This window comes from Streptomyces sp. NEAU-sy36 (genome assembly GCF_013423905.1).
GTDB classification, from domain to species: domain Bacteria; phylum Actinomycetota; class Actinomycetes; order Streptomycetales; family Streptomycetaceae; genus Streptomyces; species Streptomyces misionensis.
The window spans coordinates 4,578,887-4,600,068 of the sequence record NZ_CP058977.1 but is presented as its reverse complement, the minus strand read 5'-3'; the positions used below and the strand labels follow the sequence as shown (position 1 = coordinate 4,600,068).

The 21,182-nt window shown below is 70.5% G+C and carries 13 protein-coding genes; 10 read left to right on the top strand and 3 right to left on the bottom strand.

All coding sequences use genetic code 11. The features are described 5' to 3' along the window. Positions 1-22 precede the first annotated feature (22 nt). A complete protein-coding gene (locus tag HZZ00_RS20875) occupies positions 23-904 on the top strand; it encodes an SDR family NAD(P)-dependent oxidoreductase (RefSeq protein ID WP_180327860.1) in 882 nt (293 codons plus the stop codon). A 13-nt stretch (positions 905-917) separates the two neighbouring features. Here the strand turns inward: HZZ00_RS20875 and HZZ00_RS20870 are convergent, their stop codons facing one another. Further along, positions 918-2,174 carry a DUF2993 domain-containing protein gene (locus HZZ00_RS20870; protein WP_180327859.1) on the bottom strand — a complete coding sequence of 419 codons (1,257 nt, stop codon included), beginning with the start codon at positions 2,172-2,174 and terminating at the stop codon, positions 918-920. A 168-nt stretch (positions 2,175-2,342) separates the two neighbouring features. Here HZZ00_RS20870 and HZZ00_RS20865 point away from each other — a divergent pair, with 168 nt between their 5' ends. Beyond that, positions 2,343-3,128: an SDR family NAD(P)-dependent oxidoreductase gene (locus HZZ00_RS20865; protein WP_180327858.1), complete on the top strand. Its 786-nt coding sequence runs from the start codon at positions 2,343-2,345 to the stop codon at positions 3,126-3,128. 10 nt (positions 3,129-3,138) lie between these two features. Here HZZ00_RS20865 and HZZ00_RS20860 read toward each other — a convergent pair whose 3' ends face one another. After that, the gene (locus HZZ00_RS20860; RefSeq protein ID WP_374028471.1) at positions 3,139-4,542 is read right to left on the bottom strand and encodes an MFS transporter; all 1,404 of its coding nucleotides are present in this window, start codon (positions 4,540-4,542) and stop codon (positions 3,139-3,141) included. Positions 4,543-4,829: 287 nt separating this feature from the next. On the opposite strand from HZZ00_RS20860, the gene HZZ00_RS20855 reads away from it, so the two are divergent. Both HZZ00_RS20855 and proP read left to right on the top strand, forming a co-directional pair. Next, a complete protein-coding gene (locus HZZ00_RS20855; RefSeq protein WP_180327856.1) occupies positions 4,830-5,102 on the top strand; it encodes a hypothetical protein in 273 nt (90 codons plus the stop codon). Positions 5,103-5,221: 119 nt separating this feature from the next. After that, a complete protein-coding gene (gene proP / locus HZZ00_RS20850; RefSeq protein WP_180327855.1) occupies positions 5,222-6,718 on the top strand; it encodes a glycine betaine/L-proline transporter ProP in 1,497 nt (498 codons plus the stop codon). On the opposite strand, the gene HZZ00_RS20845 is transcribed toward proP, so the two are convergent. Then, positions 6,687-8,066, bottom strand: a complete 1,380-nt coding sequence (locus tag HZZ00_RS20845; RefSeq protein ID WP_180327854.1) for a PP2C family protein-serine/threonine phosphatase — start codon at positions 8,064-8,066, stop codon at positions 6,687-6,689. The two genes, proP and HZZ00_RS20845, sit on opposite strands and share 32 nt — an antisense overlap. 305 nt (positions 8,067-8,371) lie before the next feature. Here HZZ00_RS20845 and HZZ00_RS20840 point away from each other — a divergent pair, with 305 nt between their 5' ends. The 6 genes from HZZ00_RS20840 to HZZ00_RS20815 all read left to right on the top strand — a co-directional run bounded on the left by HZZ00_RS20840 (position 8,372) and on the right by HZZ00_RS20815 (position 21,103). Next, positions 8,372-9,421, top strand: coding sequence for a LacI family DNA-binding transcriptional regulator (locus HZZ00_RS20840; protein WP_180327853.1), 1,050 nt, complete (start codon positions 8,372-8,374; stop codon positions 9,419-9,421). 1,047 nt (positions 9,422-10,468) lie between these two features. After that, positions 10,469-12,451 (top strand): cellulase family glycosylhydrolase, encoded by a 1,983-nt coding sequence (locus HZZ00_RS20835; RefSeq protein ID WP_180327852.1) that lies wholly within the window; start codon positions 10,469-10,471, stop codon positions 12,449-12,451. 149 nt (positions 12,452-12,600) lie between these two features. After that, complete coding sequence (locus HZZ00_RS20830) at positions 12,601-14,664, top strand: glycoside hydrolase family 6 protein (protein ID WP_180333636.1); 2,064 nt, start codon at positions 12,601-12,603, stop codon at positions 14,662-14,664. A gap of 184 nt (positions 14,665-14,848) precedes the next feature. Beyond that, complete coding sequence (locus tag HZZ00_RS20825) at positions 14,849-17,653, top strand: glycoside hydrolase family 48 protein (protein ID WP_180327851.1); 2,805 nt, start codon at positions 14,849-14,851, stop codon at positions 17,651-17,653. 26 nt (positions 17,654-17,679) lie between these two features. After that, positions 17,680-19,245: a cellulose binding domain-containing protein gene (locus HZZ00_RS39245; RefSeq protein ID WP_180327850.1), complete on the top strand. Its 1,566-nt coding sequence runs from the start codon at positions 17,680-17,682 to the stop codon at positions 19,243-19,245. Between the two features lie 13 nt (positions 19,246-19,258). Continuing rightward, positions 19,259-21,103, top strand: a complete 1,845-nt coding sequence (locus HZZ00_RS20815; protein WP_306856109.1) for an endo-1,4-beta-xylanase — start codon at positions 19,259-19,261, stop codon at positions 21,101-21,103. The last annotated feature ends 79 nt before the right edge of the window (positions 21,104-21,182 follow it).

The following is a 21,182-nucleotide window of genomic DNA, read 5'->3' as shown; positions in this document are numbered from 1 at the left end:
AGAACAGTGTTTTACTAACGGCATGAGTCGACAGGATTCCCAGGTCTGGTTCGTCACCGGTTCCTCGCGCGGCCTCGGCCGCGCCCTCGTCACCGCCGCCCTGGCGGCCGGAGACCGCGTCGTGGCCACCGCCCGGCGCCCCGAGGCCCTCGCGGCGGACTTCGCCGGGTACGGCGCCCGCGTCCTCCCCCTCGCCCTCGACGTCACCAGCGCGGACGCGGCACGCGCGGCCGTCGAGGCCGCCGTCGCCCACTTCGGGCGCATCGACGTGCTGGTCAACAACGCCGGGTACGCGAACGTGTCCCCCATCGAGACGACGGACGACGACGACTTCCGCGCCCAGTTCGAGACGAACTTCTGGGGCGTCTACCACGTCACCAAGGCCGCGCTGCCCACCCTGCGCCGGCAGGGGGCGGGCACCGTGGTGCAGTTCTCCTCGGTCGGCGGCCGGGTGGGCGGATCGCCGGGCATCGCGTCCTACCAGGCGGCCAAGTTCGCCGTGGACGGCTTCAGCAGGGTGCTGGCGGCGGAGACCGCACCGTTCGGCGTGCGGGTCATGGTGGTCGAGCCGAGCGGCTTCGCCACCGACTGGGCGGGCGCCTCCATGACCGTGCACGCCGTGCCCGACGCGTACGACGCGACCGTGGGTGCGATGAACCGGCTGATGCGGCAGAACACGGCCGGCGCGGCCGGGGACCCGGACCGCGCCGCCGAGATCGTCGTACGGACCGTGCACGCCGGCGAGGTGCCGGGCCATCTCCTCCTCGGGGTGAACGCCGTGACCATGGCGCTGGACCATTCCCGGCGGCAGCTCGCAGAGGCGAGCGCCTGGGAGGCGGTGAGCCGCTCGGCCGACTTCGGCGAGCCCTACCCGGTGCGTCTCCCGTCCGAGGAGCCCGAGTAGGCCGAAGGACCGCTCACCTGCCCAGGAGCAGCCCGGTTCCGCCGACGTGGACGTGGATGCCGTCCTTGTCCACCGACACGCTCTGGAGGCGCAGGTCGCCGGAGGGCGGGCGAGGGAGCCGGAAGGAGAAGTGGAACCGGTCGGCGATCTGCGGGCGGGTGAGCTTGCCCAGGGACGTGAGCAGGGACAGGTCGAGACCGAGCCGCTTGAGAACCTCGGGGTGGGCGAGCGCCACGTCCACCAGGTTCACCCGGGTCAGCTGGTGCAGGAAGCGCGGCGCGCCCGTCAGCCGGTGCAGCTCGTCCTCGTCGTGCAGCGCGGCGTTCACCGTGTGCTGCGGTACGCCCATGCGGTGCACGATCTCCGGCACGCCCAGCATCGCCTTGACCTTGTCCGCCTCGCGGGAGATCCGGCGCGCCGCGGACCGGGTGAGGTGCAGGCCCTCGGTGCGGCCGGTGCCGGGCCGGTACGTCGCGAGGTCGCCGATGTCCAGCCGCATCCCGTCCACGGAGGTGGCGATGGAGCGCTCGCCCTCGCGCCGGACATGGGCGTCGGCGCGCACCCGCACGTCGCTCCCGGCGACGCGCAGGGCGCCCACCGCGCGGATCCGGCCCGGGCCGTGGGCGCTGAACGACACCTGGGAGGCGCCCAGTTCGCGGTTCATGTCCGCGAACGACAGCAGCACCTGGCCGTGCACCTGCCGCACGAGTGCCCCGCGTACGGCGGTCGGCCCGTCGCCGTCGATGCGTATGTCGCGTGCGGTGGCGGTGACCTGGGTCAGGGTGACCCGCTCGGCCGGCACGTCCGGGACGGTGACCTCGACCGAGTCCAGCCGCCGGGCGGCCAGTTGGGTCAGGAACGGGAAGCCGCCGATCCGCACCTCGGGAGCGGCGGTCAGATGCAGCCGGTCCTTGAGCCGGTCGGCGGCCTGGCGCTCCGCGTACAGCAGCGCCCAGCGGTCGGCGAGGGTGACGAGGCAGGCGGCGGTGAGCAGCCAGACCAGCAGCCTGAGCAGGGTGGGCAGGCCGGTGGCCCGGTTGCGGCGGCGGCCCCGGCGCCTGTGATTGGGTGGTTCCCAGGGGTCCTCGTCGTCGCCTTGTCGTCGCCGAACGGGGTCGTCCTCGGCGAGGAAGCCGGCCGCCGGACCGGCCGCCGGGTCGTCCGCGAGGGCGGCCAGCTCGTCGTACGGACTCCGGGCGGGGGGAACCTCGCCGGGCGCGGGTCCGTCGGAGTGAGCGGTGTGATGCGTCGGTGTGTGGGGGGTACGCATCGGCAGATTTGATCATATGAACCCACCCGGCTCGCAACTTCCGCGAGGCGTCGGACACGGAATGGGCCGATTCGCACGTGTTATCGAGGCGTGCGCCAACTCCCCTGGTTCCGGCCGATGTTGGACACTGGTGGCGGCCCTCCTTTCGAAGACGGGGAAGGACCGTTCATGACGGCAACGGACAGCCGGCGTTTCGTGGGCAGGACCGCGGTGGTGACCGGTGGCAGCAGGGGGATCGGGGCGGCGGTCGCCACCCGTCTGGCGGCCGAGGGAGCCGCCGTCGTCGTCGGCTACCGCGGCAACCGCGCGGCGGCCGACGAGGTGGTCGCCGCCATCGAGGCGCACGGCGGCAGGGCACTGGCGCACCGCGCCGACGTGACCGACCCCGGGCAGATCGAGGCGCTGGTCGAGCGGGCGGTCGCGGAATTCGGCCGGCTGGACGTGCTCGCCTCCTGCGCGGGCATCGAGCACTTCGGCGCACTGGAGACCCTGACCCCCGCCGACTTCGACCACGTCTTCGCGGTGAACACCCGCGGCCAGCTGTTCGCGGCGCAGTCCGCCGCCGCCCGGATGGACGCGGGCGGCAGGATCGTGCTCACCTCCTCGGTCAGCGCCTCCCGCGCCGTCTTCGCGCACACCCTGTACGCGGCCTCCAAGGCCGCCGTGGAGGCCATGGTCCTGAACCTCTCCGCCGAGCTGGGGCGGCGCGGCATCACGATCAACGCCATCGCGCCCGGCGGCACCGACACCGACATGGCCGCGGAGAACTCGGCCGGCTACCAGCATCCCCTGATGCGCGGCAAGGTGTCACCGCAGCAGTGGCTGTCGGCGCACGGCGCGCTCGGCCGCCTGGCCCGGCCGGACGAGATCGCGGCGGGCTACGCGTACCTCGCCTGCGACGACGCGGCGTACATGACCGGCCGCACCCTGCGCGTGGACGGCGGCTTCTTCTGAACCGGGGCGCTCACGACTGCCGCGAGTGCACCGGGCTGTTGGCCACCTCCTGCGGGCACGTGCGGTGCCGCGGCTGGATCAGCCGGTCCCGCTGCCAGTCGAACGCCGCGAGGGCCAGGGACGCCACCATGCCGATGAGCGCGGCCGCCAGGGCCAGGACGACTGCGCCGCGATAGTCGTTGTGCCGGCCGAGCTCCAGGTAGTAGAGGCCCGGCAGCGCGGCCGTGCCCACCGCCGCCCCGAGCCGCTGCCCGGTCTGCAGCGCGCCGCCCGCCGCACCCGCCATGCTCACCGGCACGTCCCGCAGCGTCATGGTGATGTTGGGGGAGACCACGAACCCGCTGCCGACACCGCCGAGGAACAGCACCGGGGCGGCGATCCAGGGCGCGATGCCGAGGTCCACGTAGTGCAGCAGCAGCGCGGTGCCGCCCAGCCCGGCGATCACACCCGCGAGCCCGCACACGGTCAGCAGCCTGCCCAGTCGGTCGACCAGCCGGCCGGCGACCACGGCCGCGCACGCCGAGCCGAGGGCGAAGGGGGTCACCGCGAGCCCGGAGCGCAACGGCGAGAAGCCGAGGCCGTGCTGGTAGAACAGGGCGAAGACCAGCCACACGCCGCTGAAACCGACGAAGTAGAGCGTGCCGACACCCGCGCCGATCGCATAGCCACGCACGGTGCTGAACAGCCGTGGATCGAGCAGCGGCTGCCTCCCCCTGGCCACCACCCGCCGCTGCCACTGGACGAAACCGGCGAGGACGACGGCACCGACCGGGAACAGCCACCACACCCGGCCGATCCCGCCGGAGTCGGCTTGGACCAGCGGGTACATCAGCGCCAGCACACCGACACCGAGGAGCAGCACACCGAACGCGTCCACGTGCCCCCGCCCGGACCCCTGGACGCGGGGCAGCAGCCGGCGGCCGAGCAGCACCGCGAGAATGCCGATGGGCACGTTGACGTAGAACACCCAGCGCCAGCCGTCGGCGCCGGAGGCCAGCGCCAGGATGGCGCCGCCGGTGATGGGCCCGGCGGCGGAGGAGATGCCGACGGTCGCCCCGAAGAACCCGAAGGCGCGCCCGCGCTCCGCACCGCGGAACAGCTGCTGGATCAGCGCCGAGTTCTGCGGCGCCATGAACCCCGCCGCGAGGCCCTGCGCGAGCCGCGCCACCACCAGCAGCGTGATGTCGGGGGCCGCCCCGCAGACGGCGCTGAACAGCACGAACCCGCTGAGCGCCAGCAGGAAGATGCGGCGCCTGTCCAGCGCGTCGCCGAGCCGTCCCGCGGTGACGAGCGCGAGGGCGAAGGTGAGCGCGTATCCGGACACCACCCACTGCACCTGGGCGGGGGAGGCATGCAGATCGCGCTGGATGGTGGGCAGGGCGACCGCCACGATCGTCACGTCCAGCAGGCTCATGAAGCCGGCCACGAGCGTGACCCACAAGGCGCGCCACCGGCGCGGATCGGGCTCGTAACCGGCTTCCCGAGCCCCCTGACTACGACCGCCTGTGGCCGGCGTCGACGCTGTCACCTGGGCTCCTTTCCGTCAGGACCCCCGCACTCGAAGGAACCAGGTTCCCTGCCGGGGCACGGACACACCACAACCTGCAACCGCAAACACCGGCAAGAAAATCCGGCCGGGCACCCTGGGCGGGTGTGTTCGGGCGGACGCCCACTGTCAGTGGTGGCTGCCAGGCTGGTCACATGAACGGCGACGACGAGCAGCTGCTGCGCGGCCGGGTCTACGGCCACGACCACGACGACCCGGGCCCCCGCCCGGACCGCAGCTACGCGGAACTGGTCGGCGGTCCCCTGGACGGCCTGCTTCTGGACATCACCGACCGGGCCGGCGAGGCGCCCGCCACCGGTGTCCCGCTACGCACCGAACTGGGCCGGTTCGGCCCCGGCGGCAGGGCGGTGTACACCCCGCGCCCCGGCGACCCCACCCGCTTCGACTGGACCGGCGACACCCCCTGAACCCACGGTCCTGTCACGTACGGTGTTGCCCCGATGGCGCTACGAAGCGGTTAGTTTGAGCGCGCGAGAACTGTGCAGGCGTTGGCGTGTGCAATGTGATCGGCGAAAGGAAAACCGTCATGGAGGCGACTGACCACGACAGCACGGTGGACCCCGCCGCGGTCAGACGTCACCGCATGCTCTTCAGGGCGATCGAGAAGCGGCGCCATCCGAAGCTGCGCCGCAGTGACATCACCGTGACCGACGAGGCGGCGGTCAAACGCGCCACGAAGGCCGCCGCCCTCGGCAACGCGATGGAGTGGTACGACTTCGGCATCTACAGCTATCTGGCCGCCACCCTCGGACAGGTCTTCTTCCCCTCGGGCAGTCACACGGCCCAGTTGCTCAGCAGCTTCGCCACGTTCGCGGTCGCCTTCCTGGTGCGGCCCATCGGCGGCATGGTCCTCGGACCGCTCGGCGACAAGATCGGCCGCAAGACCATCCTCGCGCTCACCATGATCATGATGGCGCTGGGCACCTTCGCGATCGGCCTGATCCCCTCGCACGCCACCATCGGCCTGTGGGCCCCGGCCCTGCTGATCTTCTTCCGCCTGGTGCAGGGCTTCTCGACCGGCGGGGAGTACGGCGGCGCCTCCACCTTCATCGCGGAGTACGCGCCGGACAAGCGGCGCGGTTACTTCGGCAGCTTCCTGGAGTTCGGCACGCTCGGCGGATACGTCGGAGCCTCCGGTCTCGTCGTGGCCCTCAGCAGCTTCCTCAGCGACGACCAGATGCTGCACTGGGGCTGGCGCGTGCCCTTCCTGGTCGCGGCGCCGCTCGGCTTCATCGGCCTCTACCTGCGACTCAAGCTGGACGAGACGCCCGCCTTCCAGAAGCTGGAGGGCGGCCTGGCCAAGGCGACCGAGGCGGCCGACTCCGTGGAGACGTCGGCCGCGGCGGACCTCGGCAAGATCTTCACCCGCCACTGGCGGCCGCTGCTGCTGTGCATCGCGCTCGTCGCGGCGTACAACGTCACGGACTACATGCTGCTGTCGTACATGCCGACGTACCTGTCCGACGAACTGGGCTACGACACCAATCACGGCCTGTTGATCCTGCTGATCGTGATGGTCCTCCAGATGTGCGTCATCAACCAGGTCGGCCGCCTCTCGGACCGCTTCGGCCGCAAGCCGCTGCTCATGACGGGAATGCTCGGTTTCCTCTTCCTGTCGGTGCCGTCCTTCCTGCTCATCCGGCAGGGTGACGTCGCCCTGATCGTCCTGGGCCTGCTGCTGATGGGCCTGTCCCTGGTGGCCATGCTGGGCACCATGTCGGCGGCGCTCCCGGCGATCTTCCCCACCCATGTGCGCTACGGCTCGCTCTCGGTCGCCTACAACTTCTCCACCTCGCTCTTCGGCGGCACGACCCCGCTGGTGATCACCGCGCTGATCGGCGTGTACCACACCAACCTGGTGCCGGCCTACTACGCGGTGATCGCCGCCGCGGTGGGCGTCATCGCCGTCCTGTGCATGAAGGAGACCGCCAACAAGCCCCTGGAAGGCTCCCCGCCGTCGGTGGAATCGGAGGCCGAGGCCGCTCAGCTGGTCAGGGCCCAGTCGCCCGACCCGAAGTTCTGACCGGGTCGTCCCCGGGAAGGCGCAGGGCGAGCAGGGTGACGTCGTCGTCGAACAGCTGGCCGCGGCCCGCGACCAGCTCGGCGCACAGCCGCCCCAGCGGGACGCCGGCCAGCCGGGCGGCCTGGTCGGCCAGCTCGGCCAGGGTCGCGTCGATGTCCCGGTCCCGGCGCTCCACCAGCCCGTCGGTGAACAGCAGCAGGGTGCTTCCGGCAGGCAGCCGGTGCTCGTCGTCGTAGCGCCCGAACGAGGGCTCGACGCCCACCGGCAGCCCGTGGCGGGCCGGGGCGAGGTACCGGGCCGTGCCGTCCGCCTCGACCAGCAGTGGCGGGGGGTGCCCGGCGTTGCTCCAGCGCAGGACGTACTCCCCGCCGGTGTGCTCGACCCGGGCGAGCACCAGCGTGGCCGTGGGCGGCTCGGTGAACATCGTCAGGGCGCGGTCCAGCTTCGAGACGACCAGGCTGGGCGGGCCGCCGTGGTCGTAGGCCAGCGCGCGCAGCATGTTGCGGATCTGCCCCATCACCGGGGCGGCCGCCACCGCGTGACCGGTGACGTCGCCGACCACGAGACAGACGGCACCGTCCGGCAGGGTCAGCGCGTCGTACCAGTCCCCGCCGAGGCGGGGCAGCTCGGAGGCCGGTTCGTAGCGGACCTCCACCGCGAGCGGGCTCAGATCCGGCAGCTCGGGCAGCATGCGCAGCTGGAAGTGCATCGCGGCCTGCTTGAGGTCCTCGTACAGACGGGCGTTCTCGATACTGACGCTCGCCACGCTGGCCAGCGCGGTCAGGATGGCCTCGTCGTCACCGGTGAACGGCGCGCCGTCGTCCTTGTCCGCCAGATACAGGTTGCCGTACGCCCTGCCCCGCACCAGCAGCGGGACTCCCAGCAAGGTGGTCATCATCGGGTGGCCGACCGGGAAGCCGACCGAGCGGGGATCGGCGCCGACGTCGGCGACTCGCATGGGCTTGAGGTCCGCGAGCAGCCCGACCAGCAGGCCGTGCCCCTGCGGCAGCCCCGACTCCGCCAGCATCCGCTCCTCGTCCACGCCCACGGTGATCAGATCGACGAACTCGCCGTCCGAGCCGAGCACCCCCAGCGCCCCGTACCGGGCACCGACCAGATCGGTGGCCGCCTCCACGATGTGCCCGAGCACGGCACGCAGGTCCATGTCCTCGCTCATGGCCACGACCGCGTCCAGCAGCCTGCGCAGCCGCCGCTGGCCGAGGGCCAGCTGCCGCACCTGTGTGCTCAGCTCTTCGGGCCCCGCTTCGTCCGGCGACCGGCCCAGCGCCTCCAGCGCCAAGGCCAGGCGCCCGGCCGCCGCTTTCGGCCGCCGCGGTTCCTCCGGCATGACGAGCACCTCCCGGCACGTCGGAAGCCGACATCCGCCGTCCATCCTCTCAGGGATCGCGACCCCGCGCCGGGGGCGAGCGCCGTGTGGCCGGGCGCTCGCGGCCACCGGCCCTGGCGTTCGGCGGCCCTCCGGAACGGGGCGTCCATACGGGAGAGCGGGGGTTCGGCGCGATCCCGGCGGCGGAAATCTGGGAGCGCTCCCTTGGGAGCGCTCCCAGATAGGCATAATGAAGGTCCACTGTTCCCGCAGGCGTGTCAAGGGAACGAACACTCCGAGTTGGTGCGACTGACGGGTTGTCATCCATGGTGACGGGCAGAAGCGTGACGGTTGCGGGCGGGGGGCGCGGCGGCCGGCCGACGCTGGAGATGGTCGCCGCGCGGGCCGGTGTCGGGCGGGGCACGGTGTCCCGGGTGGTCAACGGTTCTCCGCATGTCAGCGCCCAGGCGCGGGCGGCGGTGGAGGCGGCGATCGCGGAGCTGGGGTACGTGCCCAACCGTGCGGCCCGGGCGCTGGCCGCCGACCGCACGGACGCGGTGGCCCTCGTCATCCCCGAGTCGGAGACCCGGCTCGGCGCCGAGCCGTACTTCCTGGACATCGTGCGCGGTGTGAGCACCGAACTGGCGGACACCGACATGCAGTTGCTGCTCACCCTCATCCGCACGCCCCGCGAACGACAGCGCCTGGCCCAGCACTTGGAGGCCCGCCGGGTCGACGGCGTGCTGCTGGTGTCGGTGCACGAGGACGACCCGCTGCCCAGCCTGCTGGAACGGCTCCAGGTGCCCACCGTGCTCAACGGCCGCCGCTCGGAGCGCGAATGGATGTCCTACGTCGACGCCGACAACGTCGGCGGCGCGCGGTCGGCGGCGGAACACCTGCTCGCCCTCGGCCGGCGGAACGTCGCCACCATCACCGGGCCCCTGGACATGTACGTCGCCCGGTGCCGGCTCGACGGATACACCCAGGCCGTGGAGGCCGCCGGTCTCGGCCGTGGCCCCTCGCTGGTCGCCCACGGCGACTTCACGGAGGAGGGCGGCCGCGCGGCCATGCGGGCCCTGCTGGAGCGGCGCCCCGGCATCGACGCCGTGTTCGCCGCCTCCGACGTGATGGCCAGCGGCGCCCTGCACGTGCTGCGTCAGTCGGGGCGGCGCGTGCCCGAGGACGTGGCGCTGGTCGGCTTCGACGACTCGGCGGTGGCCCGGCACGCGGACCCGCCGCTCACCAGCGTGCGCCAGCCGACCGAGGACATGGGCCGCACCATGGCCCGGGTGCTGCTGGAGCAGATCGAGTCCCGCACCGGTCCCCGGCGCCATGTGGTGCTGTCGACGGAACTGGTGCGGCGCGAGTCCGCGTGAGACCGCGGGCCGAAAGGCTCCGGCCGTCGCGCGCCAGGCCCAAGGGGCTTGGGCGTGCCCGGTGGCGTGGTGCTGCGGAGCCCCGGCCCCCGTGGTGACCGGCGCAGGGACCTGACTGCCCGGTGAAGGGATCGGGCCGGGCGGCGCCGGCTTCGGCCGCCTGTCCCCGTCGCCGCCGCCATGACCGGCCGGTACGCGGAACGGCGCCCGCCACGGCCGTCCATGACCTGTGCTCGACCAGGTGCCGCCCAGCACGTCCCGCTGACGGCCGCCTGCCGCGTGCCCCGGGCGAGGTGCGGTCCGACGGCCGGACCCGCGCGATCTCCGGGCGGTGGGCCGCGAGGAGTCCGCACCGGAGATCTCCCGTGCCGCCCCGATCGGCCACGGCCTCGGTGCGGCCGGACGAAGCACAACCGCGGAACCGGCCATGTTCGCCCACGCGGTGGGGACGTCCAGGCGTATCCCGGCACTCCCGCCCCCGGCCGCGCGCGGCGATCCCCGTGAGCGACGGGGACATCCTCTCGCCCTCCGGCACGCCCGGCAGCCGGCCGCACGGAGCCGCGTGCAAGTGCCGGATGGCGGTTTTTCCGCCCTCCTTTCGCCGTCGCACACCGGTCGAGCCCCCGACGGTCCGGCGCGCGGACCCGGCCGTGGCACACCGCCCCGGGTGCATCGCCGCCGGATGCGGCGAGTTCGCCGTCGTTCCGGGCGCTCGTGACCCACGAGTAGGCGCGCGGCACCCCTTCGGCGTTAGAGCGACATGAACACGCCATTGCGCTCACGTTTCGCCCCGCCCCTTCACAGCGGTGTTTCGAGTTGTTACTTTCCTCACTTGCTGGGAGCGCTCCCACGTTCAACATCCTGGAACCACGCCGGAGTTGACCACCGCGGCATCGAGTGGCGGAAGCCTCCGGTCCCTTCCGAGGGTGCGGCGAGTCCCGGCGAGTACCACCGCACGCGCACCACACCGGAGCCCGCTCGGGCGACCGGTGAGCGAGAGCTGTCAATCAGCACGGGGGCACGTCACACGAAGGGGAGTTGGCTGCTATGAGACCTGCGGACTTGGGCCCACCGAGGCGGCTGACGGTGCTTGCCGCCGTGGCCGCGATCCTGCTCGCACTGCTGGCCGCCGTGACGAGCACTGCGCCCGCTCGGGCAGCCGGTACGGCCGGAGCGGGCTACTGGCACACCAGCGGCCGGCAGATCGTGGACGCGAACGGGAACCCGGTGCGCATCGCCGGGATCAACTGGTTCGGGTTCGAGACATCGAACCATGTGGTCCACGGCCTGTGGTCACGGGACTACAAGAGCATGCTCGACCAGATCTCCTCGCTCGGATACAACACGCTGCGCATTCCGTACTCCGACGACATCTTCAAGTCGGGCACCATGCCGGAGAGCATCGACTTCTCCAGTGGCAAGAACGCCGACCTGCAGGGCCTGGACTCGCTGGGCGTGCTGGACAAGATCGTCGACTACTCGGGCCGGATCGGCCTGAAGGTCATCCTCGACCGGCACCGGCCGGACTCCAGCGGCCAGAGCGCCCTGTGGTACACCAGCAGCGTCCCGGAGTCGACCTGGCTCGCCGACCTGAAGACGCTGGCGAGCCGGTACGCCAACAATCCCACGGTCATCGGCATCGACCTGCACAACGAGCCGCACGACCCGGCCTGCTGGGGCTGTGGTGACACCAGCACCGACTGGCGGCTGGCGGCCGAACGCGGCGGCAACGCCGTGCTGTCGGCCAACCCCAACATGCTGATCTTCGTCGAGGGCATCCAGACCTACAACGGCGACTCCACCTGGTGGGGCGGCAACCTGGAGGGCGCCGGCACCTACCCGGTCCGGCTCGACGTCGCCAACCGCGTCGTCTACTCGGCCCACGACTACGCCACCAGCGTCTCCAACCAGCCCTGGTTCAGCGACCCGTCGTTCCCGAACAACATGCCGGGGATCTGGGACAAGCACTGGGGCTACCTGTTCAAGAACAACATCGCGCCCGTCTGGGTGGGCGAGTTCGGCACGACGCTCCAGTCGGCCGTCGACCAGACCTGGCTGAAGGCACTGGTCGACTACCTCCGCCCGACCTCGCAGTACGGCGCCGACAGCTTCCAGTGGACGTTCTGGTGCCTGAACCCCGACTCCGGTGACACCGGCGGCATCCTCAAGGACGACTGGTCGACGGTCGACACCGTCAAGGACGGCTACCTGACGTCCGTCAAGGCGCCCGGCTTCGGATCCGGCGGCGGCAACCCGCCCGGTGGCGGCACCGACACGACGGCGCCTTCCGCGCCGACGGGTCTGGCGGTGTCGGGGACGACGAGTTCGAGTGTGTCGCTGAAGTGGACCGCGTCCACGGACAACGTGGGGGTCACCGGGTACGACGTGTACCGGGGCTCCACGAAGGTGGGCAGCACCACGTCCACGTCCTACACCGACTCCGGGCTCACGGCGTCGACGTCGTACTCGTACACGGTGAAGGCGAAGGACGCGGCGGGCAACGTGTCGGCGGCGTCGAGCGCGGTGACCGCGACCACGGCGGCTTCCGGTGGCGGCGGTGGTACTCCGGGCACGGGTGCGGTGAAGGTGCAGTACAAGAACAACGACTCGGCGCCGGGTGACAACCAGATCAAGCCGGGTCTGAGGGTGGTCAACACCGGCAGCAGCGCGGTGGACCTGTCCAAGGTGACCATCCGCTACTACTTCACCGGCGACAGCGGGTCGTCCTCCTTCACGACGTCCTGCGACTACGCGGCGGTCGGCTGCTCGAACCTGACGCAGAAGGTCGTGGCCCTGTCCTCGCCGAAGGCGGGCGCGGACCACTACCTGGAGGTCGGCTTCACCTCCGGCGCGGGCAGCCTCGCGGCCGGGGCGTCGACCGGCGACATCCAGGCCCGGATCAACAAGAGCGACTGGTCGAACTTCAACGAGAGCGACGACTACAGCTACGCCACCAACACCGCGTACGCCGACGCCACCAAGGTGACGGTGTACGTGAGCGGCGCCCTCGCGGGCGGCATCGAGCCCTGATCTTCCCCCTGCAGGCGGCGCGTCGGTGTGCAGCCGTGCGCCGGAACACCCCACGGAAGGAAACACCGGTGAAGAAGCATCCCCCCAGATCGCGGCTCACCCGCGGTCTCGCGGTGGTCTCGGCGCTCGCGCTGAGTTCCGCGCTGGCCATGACGCTCAACGCGCCGACCGCTTCGGCGGCCACCCGGGTGGACAACCCTTATGCGGGCGCGAAGGGTTACGTGAACCCGGAGTGGTCGAGTGAGGCCGCGGCGGAGCCCGGCGGCAGCGCGGTCGCCAACACGCCGACCGCGGTGTGGCTGGACAGCATCTCGACCATCGCGGGCACCAGCGGCAAGATGGGTCTGCGCGACCACCTGGACAAGGCGGTGTCGCAGGGCGCCAACCTGATCACGCTGGTCATCTACGACCTGCCCGGCCGGGACTGCTCCGCCCTCGCCTCCAACGGCGAGCTGGGCCCGACCGACATCGGGCGGTACGAGACCGAGTACATCGACCCGATCGCCAAGATCCTCGCCGACCCGGCCTACGCCAATCTGCGGATCGTCAACGTCATCGAGCCCGACTCGCTGCCGAACATCGTCACCAACGCGGGCGGCAGCGCGGGGTCGACGACCCAGTGCGAGACCATGAAGGCGAACGGCAACTACGAGACCGGCGTGGGCTACGCGCTCAACCACCTGGGCGCGATCCCGAACGTGTACAACTACATCGACGCGGGCCACCACGGCTGGCTGGGCTGGGACACCAACCTCGGCCCCGCCGTGGACGAGTTCTACAAGGCGGCGAACACCGCCGGCGCCACCGTCAACGACGTGCAGGGCTTCATCACCAACACGGCCAACTACTCGGCCACGGTCGAGCCTTACTTCAAGGTGAGCGACAACGTCAACGGCACGACGGTGCGCCAGTCCAAGTGGGTGGACTGGAACCAGTACGTCGACGAGCAGTCGTACGCCCAGGCGCTGCGCACGGCCCTGGTGGCGAAGGGCTTCGACTCCGGTATCGGAATGCTGATCGACACCTCCCGCAACGGCTGGGGCGGCTCCGCCCGGCCGACCGGCCCCGGCCCGACGACCTCCGTGGACAACTACGTCAACGGAAGCCGGATCGACCGCCGAATCCACACCGGCAACTGGTGCAACCAGAGCGGTGCGGGACTCGGCGAGCGGCCGACCGCGGCGCCCGCCTCCGGGATCGACGCCTACGTGTGGGTCAAGCCGCCGGGGGAGTCGGACGGTTCGAGCCAGCCCGTCGACAACAACGAGGGCAAGGGCTTCGACCAGATGTGCGACCCCACCTACGGGGGCAACGCCCGCAACGGCAACAACCCGACCGGCGCCCTGCCGAACGCGCCGGTGGCCGGCCACTGGTTCTCCGCCCAGTTCCAGCAGCTGCTGCAGAACGCCTACCCGCCCATCTCCGGCGGCGGCAACCCGCCCGGTGGCGGCTCGGACACCACGGCGCCCTCCGCTCCGACGGGGCTGACGGTGTCGGGGACGACGAGTTCGAGCGTGTCGTTGAAGTGGACCGCGTCCACGGACAACGTGGGGGTCACCGGGTACGACGTGTACCGGGGCTCCACGAAGGTGGGCAGCACCACGTCCACGTCCTACACCGACTCCGGGCTCACGGCGTCGACGTCGTACTCGTACACGGTGAAGGCGAAGGACGCGGCGGGCAACGTGTCGGCGGCGTCGAGCGCGGTAACCGCGACCACGGCGGCTTCCGGCGGCGGCGGTGGCACCCCGGGCACGGGTGCGGTGAAGGTGCAGTACAAGAACAACGACAGTGCCCCCGGCGACAACCAGATCAAGCCGGGTCTGAAGGTGGTCAACACCGGGAGCAGCGCGGTGGACCTGTCCAAGGTGACCATCCGCTACTACTTCACCAGTGACGGCGGCGCCTCCACCTTCACCACGTCCTGCGACTACGCGGCCGTCGGCTGCTCCAACGTCACGCAGAAGGTCGTGGCCCTCTCCTCGCCGAAGGCGGGCGCGGACCACTACGTGGAGATCGGGTTCACCTCCGGCGCGGGCAGCCTCGCGGCCGGGGCGTCGACCGGTGACATCCAGGCCCGGATCAACAAGACGGACTGGTCGAACTTCAGCGAGTCCGACGACTACAGCTACGCGACCAACACCGCGTACGCCGACGCGAGCAAGGTGACGGTGTACGTGGGCGGCACCCTCGCGGGCGGCGTCGAGCCGTAAACCGAGGCAACCGCGAAGCAGCCCGGCCGCCCCGCCCCGCCTGCCCCGCTCCGGGCCGCGGCCGGGTCCCGGAGCATGGCGCCCATCAGGGGTGGCGCCATGCTCCGGCTCCCTCCGCTCCCGCCGGACCGGCTCCCCGAACTCCCGCGTCCGGCGGTCCCCCCAATTCCCTTGAGGAGAAGCCATGTCCGCCTCCGGCATATCCCGCAGGCGATTCGCCGCCGCAGTCGGCGGAGCCCTGCTCGGGGCGGCCGTCTCGCCCACGCTCGCCAGCGCGACGCCCTCCGCGAAGGCCGCCACGTCCCCGACGGCCGTCGCCGACGACCCGTACACCACGGCCTTCCTGACCCAGTACAAGAAGATCAAGGACCCGGCGAACGGCTACTTCAGCCCCGACGGCATCCCGTACCACTGCGTGGAGACACTGATCGTCGAGGCCCCCGACCACGGCCACCAGACCACCTCGGAGGCGTTCAGCTACTGGTTCTGGCTGGAGGCCACCTACGGCCGGGTGACCGCCGACTGGACGCCGTTCAACAACGCCTGGGCCATCGCCGAGAAGTACATCATCCCCACCCACAACGACCAGCCGAGCAACGGCTCCTACAACGCGGCAAGCCCGGCGACCTACATCCCCGAGTGGCCGGACGTCAACAAGTACCCCTCCGCACTGGACAGTTCGGTCGCCTCCGGCCAGGACCCGATCGCGAGCGAACTGAACTCCGCCTACGGCACCCCGGACATCTACGGGATGCACTGGCTGCTGGACGTCGACAACGTCTACGGCTACGGCAACACTCCCGGCACCGGGGCGGAGAACGGGCCGACCGCGTCGGGGCCGTCGTACATCAACAGCTATCAGCGCGGCGCCCAGGAGTCGGTGTGGGAGACCGTCCCGCAGCCGACGACCGACCTGTTCAAGTACGGCGGGACGAACGGCTACCTCGACCTGTTCGTCAAGGACAGCGCCTACTCCAAGCAGTGGAAGTACACCAACGCCCCCGACGCCGACGCCCGCGCGGTGCAGGCGGCGTACTGGGCCTTCCGGTGGGCCACCGCCCAGGGCAACCAGTCGGCGATCTCCGCCTCCGTCGCCAAGGCCGCCAAGATGGGCGACTACCTGCGGTACGCCCTGTTCGACAAGTACTTCAAGAAGGTCGGCAACTGCACCGACCCGAAGAGCTGTGCCGCCGGCACCGGGCGGGACTCCGAGCACTACCTGCTGGCCTGGTACTACGCCTGGGGCGGTGCGGAACCGGGCGGCGGCTGGGCCTGGCGGATCGGCGACAGCAGCGCCCACCAGGGCTACCAGAACCCGCTCGCCGCCTGGGCGCTGGCCAACGTGCCGAGTCTCACCCCGAAGTCGCCCACCGCCAAGAGCGACTGGTCCACCAGCCTCCAGCGCCAACTGGAGTTCTACCAGTGGCTGCAATCCGCCGAGGGCGCCATCGCGGGCGGCGCGACCAACAGCTGGAACGGGCAGTACGGCGCCCCGCCGGCCGGCACCCCGACTTTCTACGGCATGGCCTACGACTGGCAGCCGGTCTACCACGATCCGCCGAGCAACAACTGGTTCGGCTTCCAGTGCTGGTCGCTGGAGCGCGTCGCCGAGTACTACTACGTGACGGGCAACGCCACCGCGAAGGCCGTCCTCGACAAGTGGGTGGCCTGGGCCGCCTCCGAGACCACGGTCACCGCCACCGACTTCAAGATCCCCGGCACCCTGAACTGGACCGGACAGCCGGACACCTGGAACCCGAGCAGCCCGTCCGGCAACAAGAGCCTGCACGTGACGGTCGTGGACCACGGCAACGACACCGGTGTGGCCGCCGCCTACGTCAAGACGCTCACGTACTACGCGGCCAAGTCCGGCGACACCGCCTCCGCCGCCCTCGCCAAGAAGCTGCTGGACGCGATGGCGACCCTCGCCGACGCCAAGGGCATCACCACACCGGAGACCCGCACCGACTACAGCCGGTTCAGCGACCCGGTGTACGTGCCGTCCGGCTGGTCGGGCAAGATGCCCAACGGCGACCCGATCAACGCCAACTCCACGTTCCTCTCCATCCGTTCCTGGTACAAGAAGGACCCGGACTGGCCCAAGGTACAGGCGTATCTGGACGGCGGGGCGGCGCCCACCTTCGTCTACCACCGCTTCTGGGCGCAGGCCGACATCGCCATGGCGTACGCCGTGTACGCCGAGCTGATCGTCGGCACCGGGGGAGGCGGCGGCACCGGTGACACCACCCCGCCGACCGTTCCGACGAACCTCGCGGTGGCGGCGACCACGGACACCAGCGTCTCGCTGACCTGGACGGCCTCCACGGACGACGTGGGCGTGGCAGGCTACGACGTCTACCGCGGCACGACCCTGGCCGGCAGCGCGGTCACCACCTCGTTCACCGACTCGGGGCTCAAGGCCTCGACGGCGTACTCCTACACGGTGAAGGCGAAGGACGCGGCGGGCAACGTCTCGGCGGCCTCCGGCGCGGTCACCGCCACCACCAAGGCCGGTTCCGGCGGCAACCCCACCGGCGCGGTCAAGGTGCAGTACAAGAACAACGACTCCGCGCCGGGCGACAACCAGATCAAGCCGGGCCTGAAGGTGGTCAACACCGGTACGAGCCCGTTGTCCCTGTCCGCCGTCACCCTGCGCTACTGGTTCACCGGAGAGAGCGGCGCGAGCACCTACAGCACCTGGTGCGACTACGCGGCGGTCGGTGCCTCCAACGTCACCCAGAAGGTGGTCGCCGTGTCCTCGCCGAAGGCGGGCGCGGACCACTACCTGGAGGTCGGGTTCACCTCCGGCGCCGGGAGCCTCGCCGTCGGCGCGTCGAGCGGTGACATCCAGTGCCGGATCAACAAGAGCGACTGGTCGAACTTCAGCGAGAGCGACGACTACAGCTACGGCACGAACACCGCCTACACGGACGCCACCAAGGTGACCGCGTACGTCAACGGAACCCTCGCCTGGGGCACCGAGCCCTGATCCGCCAAGGAAATAGGAGACCACAGATGCTGTCATCGTGGAGACGACTGCGGGCGGCCGCCTGGGCGGGCGCCATGGCCGTCCTGCTGCTCGGCGCGCTCGTGGCCGTCGGCCAGCCGGCGTCGGCCAGTACGACGACGGACTGCACGCAGTGGGGGACCACGTCCGTGCAGGGCGGGGAGTACATCTACCAGCAGAACGAATGGAACTCGTCGGACACGCAGTGCGTGAGCATCGACACCACCACGGGCGCGTGGTCCGTCACCCAGGCGAACCTCAGCGTGCCCACCAACGGCGCCCCGGCCACCTACCCGTCGATCTACAAGGGCTGCCACTGGGGCGCCTGCACCACCGGCAGCGGACTGCCCATCCAGGTCAGTCAGCTGGGCAGCTCGACCACCTCCTGGTCGACCACGCAGCCGGCGTCGGGCGCCTATGACGTCGCGTACGACCTCTGGTTCAACTCGACGCCGACGACGGACGACCAGCCGGACGGCACCGAGGTGATGATCTGGCTCAACAGCCGCGGCGGCGTCCAGCCCTTCGGCAGCAAGACCGCCACCACGAACGTCGCCGGCCACGGCTGGGACGTGTGGACCGGCCAGCAGACCTCCTGGAAGATCATCTCCTACGTCCTCCAGGGCGGCGGCACCTCGTTCAGCAACCTCGACGTCAAGGCCCTGATCGACGACGCGGTGGCGCGCGGCTCCATCAACCCCGCGCACTACCTGATCGACGCCGAGGCCGGCTTCGAGATCTGGCAGGGCGGCCAGGGCCTGGCCAGCAACAGCTTCTCGTTCTCCGCCAGCCCGAAGGGCTCCGGTGGCGGCTCGGACACGACGGCGCCTTCCGCGCCGACGGGTCTGGCGGTGTCGGGGACGACGAGTTCGAGTGTGTCGTTGAAGTGGACCGCGTCCACGGACAACGTGGGGGTCACCGGGTACGACGTGTACCGGGGCTCGACGAAGGTGGGCAGCACCACGTCCACGTCGTACACGGATTCGGGGCTCACGGCGTCGACGTCGTACTCGTACACGGTGAAGGCGAAGGACGCGGCGGGCAACGTGTCGGCGGCGTCGAGCGCGGTGACCGCGACCACGGCGGCTTCCGGCGGCGGTGGTACTCCGGGTACGGGTGCGGTGAAGGTGCAGTACAAGAACAACGACTCGGCGCCGGGTGACAACCAGATCAAGCCGGGTCTGAGGGTGGTGAACACCGGCAGCAGCGCGGTGGACCTGTCCAAGGTGACCATCCGCTACTACTTCACCGGCGACAGCGGGTCGTCCTCCTTCACGACGTCGTGCGACTACGCGGCGGTCGGCTGCTCGAACCTGACGCAGAAGGTCGTGGCTCTCTCCTCGCCGAAGGCGGGCGCGGACCACTACCTGGAGGTCGGGTTCACCTCCGGCGCCGGGAGCCTTGCCGCGGGTGCGTCGACCGGCGACATCCAGAGCCGGATCAACAAGAGCGACTGGTCGAACTTCAGCGAGTCCGACGACTACAGCTACGCGACCAACACCGCGTACGCCGACGCGAGCAAGGTGACCGTGTACGTGGGCGGCACCCTCGCGGGCGGCACGGAACCGAACTGACGAGGAGACAGCGGTGAGATCCCTTCTGCATCCCATGCGCGGTGGGGGGCTGGCGGTCGCGCTGGCCACCCTGGCCACCGCCGGACTCGGCCTGCTCGCTGTCGGAACCGCTCCGGCCGCCGTCGCCCAGGGCGCCACCCTGAACCAGCTGGCGCAGGCGCAGGGTCGCTACTTCGGCTCCGCCACCGACAACTCGGAACTCAACGACTCGTCCTACACCGCCGTCCTCGGCAGCGAGTTCGGCTCGATCACGCCCGGCAACTCGATGAAGTGGGACACCACGGAGCCGTCGCAGGGCCAGTTCAACTTTAGCGGCGGCGACGCGATCGTCTCCTTCGCACAGGCCCACAACCAGCAGGTGCGCGGCCACAACCTGGTCTGGCACAGCCAGTTGCCCAGCTGGGTGAGCAACCTGCCGGCCGGCCAGGTGCAGGCGGCCATGGAGAACCACATCACCAAGGAGGCATCCCACTACAAGGGCAAGGTCTACGCCTGGGACGTGGTCAACGAGCCGTTCAACGACGACGGCACGTACCGGACCGACGCCTTCTACAACGCCATGGGCAAGGACTACATCGCGGACGCGCTGAGGACCGCGCACGCCGCCGACCCGGGCGCCAAGCTGTACATCAACGACTACAACATCGACGGCAGCGGCGCCAAGGCCGACGCCATGTACCAACTGGCCAGCGATCTGAAGAAGCAGGGCGTGCCGTTGGACGGCATCGGCTTCCAGGGGCACCTCGCGATCCAGTACTCGTTCCCCTCGAACATGCAGCAGAACCTCCAGCGCTTCGCCGACCTGGGGCTCGACGTCGCGTTCACCGAGCTGGACGTGCGCATGGAGATGCCCGCCGACAGCACCAAACTGGCGACCCAGGCCGACTACTACCGTCAGGTGACCAACGCCTGCCTCGCCGTCTCCCGGTGCGTCGGCATCACCGTGTGGGACTTCGACGACAAGTACTCCTGGGTGCCGGGAACCTTCCAGGGACAGGGCGCCGCCTGCCTCTACGACGAGAACCTCCAGCAGAAGCCCGCGTACGCCGCCGTCCAGAGCGCCCTCGGCGGTTCAGGGGGCAACCCGCCCGGTGGCGGTTCGGACACGACGGCGCCTTCCGCGCCGACGGGTCTGGCGGTGTCGGGGACGACGAGTTCGAGTGTGTCGTTGAAGTGGACCGCGTCCACGGACAACGTGGGGGTCACCGGGTACGACGTGTACCGGGGCTCGACGAAGGTGGGCAGCACCACGTCCACGTCGTACACCGACTCCGGGCTCACGGCGTCGACGTCGTACTCGTACACGGTGAAGGCGAAGGACGCGGCGGGCAACGTGTCGGCGGCGTCGAGCGCGGTGACCGCGACCACGGCGGCTTCCGGCGGCGGTGGTACTCCGGGTACGGGTGCGGTGAAGGTGCAGTACAAGAACAACGACTCGGCGCCGGGTGACAACCAGATCAAGCCGGGTCTGAGGGTGGTGAACACCGGCAGCAGCGCGGTGGACCTGTCCAAGGTGACCATCCGCTACTACTTCACCGGTGACGGCGGTGCCTCCACCTTCAGCGCGTGGTGTGACTACGCGGCGGTCGGCTGCTCGAACGTCACGCAGAAGGTCGTGGCCCTGTCCTCACCGAAGTCCGGCGCGGACCACTACCTGGAGGTCGGGTTCACCTCCGGTGCGGGCAGCCTCGCGGCCGGGGCGTCGACCGGTGACATCCAGGCCCGGATCAACAAGACGGACTGGTCGAACTTCAGCGAGTCCGACGACTACAGCTACGCGACCAACACCGCGTACGCCGACGCCACCAAGGTGACGGTGTACGTGAGCGGCACCCTCGCGGGCGGCATCGAGCCGTAAGCCGGGAAATCCGCCGAGAACACCCCGCCCGGCAGGCCGTACAGGTCTGCCGGGCGGGGCCGGTTGTGCCGACGACGGC

What these genes read in the sequence shown, in the direction of transcription:
- HZZ00_RS20840 (WP_180327853.1), top strand. Translation starts at nt 8,372, where the DNA reads ATGGTGACGGGCAGAAGCGTGACGGTTGCGGGCGGGGGGCGCGGCGGC.
- HZZ00_RS20875 (WP_180327860.1), top strand. Translation starts at nt 23, where the DNA reads ATGAGTCGACAGGATTCCCAGGTCTGGTTCGTCACCGGTTCCTCGCGC.
- HZZ00_RS20855 (WP_180327856.1), top strand. Translation starts at nt 4,830, where the DNA reads ATGAACGGCGACGACGAGCAGCTGCTGCGCGGCCGGGTCTACGGCCAC.
- HZZ00_RS20835 (WP_180327852.1), top strand. Translation starts at nt 10,469, where the DNA reads ATGAGACCTGCGGACTTGGGCCCACCGAGGCGGCTGACGGTGCTTGCC.
- HZZ00_RS39245 (WP_180327850.1), top strand. Translation starts at nt 17,680, where the DNA reads ATGCTGTCATCGTGGAGACGACTGCGGGCGGCCGCCTGGGCGGGCGCC.
- proP (WP_180327855.1), top strand. Translation starts at nt 5,222, where the DNA reads ATGGAGGCGACTGACCACGACAGCACGGTGGACCCCGCCGCGGTCAGA.
- HZZ00_RS20830 (WP_180333636.1), top strand. Translation starts at nt 12,601, where the DNA reads ATGACGCTCAACGCGCCGACCGCTTCGGCGGCCACCCGGGTGGACAAC.
- HZZ00_RS20845 (WP_180327854.1), bottom strand. Translation starts at nt 8,066, where the DNA reads ATGCCGGAGGAACCGCGGCGGCCGAAAGCGGCGGCCGGGCGCCTGGCC.
- HZZ00_RS20865 (WP_180327858.1), top strand. Translation starts at nt 2,343, where the DNA reads ATGACGGCAACGGACAGCCGGCGTTTCGTGGGCAGGACCGCGGTGGTG.
- HZZ00_RS20825 (WP_180327851.1), top strand. Translation starts at nt 14,849, where the DNA reads ATGTCCGCCTCCGGCATATCCCGCAGGCGATTCGCCGCCGCAGTCGGC.
- HZZ00_RS20870 (WP_180327859.1), bottom strand. Translation starts at nt 2,174, where the DNA reads ATGCGTACCCCCCACACACCGACGCATCACACCGCTCACTCCGACGGA.
- HZZ00_RS20860 (WP_374028471.1), bottom strand. Translation starts at nt 4,542, where the DNA reads ATGAGCCTGCTGGACGTGACGATCGTGGCGGTCGCCCTGCCCACCATC.